At 65.6% G+C, this 410-nt stretch carries 1 protein-coding gene; it reads left to right on the top strand.

Annotation, left to right across the window (positions count from 1 at the left end; all coding sequences use genetic code 11):
- The coding region (locus tag GTY47_RS02940) for an Hsp70 family protein (RefSeq protein WP_010038271.1) at positions 1–410 on the top strand (410 nt) is incomplete at both ends.

Raw genomic sequence — 410 nt, 5'->3', positions numbered from 1 at the left:
GATCGTCGACCACCTGGTGAAGCAGTTCAAGAACCACTACGGCGTCGACCTGGCGAAGGACAGGATGGCCGTGCAGCGGCTGCGGGAGGCCGCGGAGAAGGCGAAGATCGAGTTGTCCAGCTCGTCGGAGACCACGATCAATCTGCCCTACGTGACGGCCTCCGCCGAGGGGCCGCTGCACCTGGACGAGAAACTGACCCGCGCGCACTTCGAGCAGCTCACGGCGGATCTGCTGGAGCGGTGCAAGGGGCCGTTCCACAACGCGATCAAGGACGCCGGGATCAAGGTGTCCGACATCGACCACGTGGTTCTGGTGGGCGGTTCGACGCGCATGCCGGCCGTGACCGAGCTGGTGAAGGAACTGACGGGCAAGGAGCCGCACAAGGGCGTCAACCCGGACGAGGTCGTGG

This window comes from Streptomyces sp. SID5464 (genome assembly GCF_009862985.1).
GTDB classification, from domain to species: Bacteria; Actinomycetota; Actinomycetes; order Streptomycetales; family Streptomycetaceae; genus Streptomyces; species Streptomyces chartreusis_D.
This window is presented reverse-complemented; position numbering and strand designations above follow the sequence as displayed.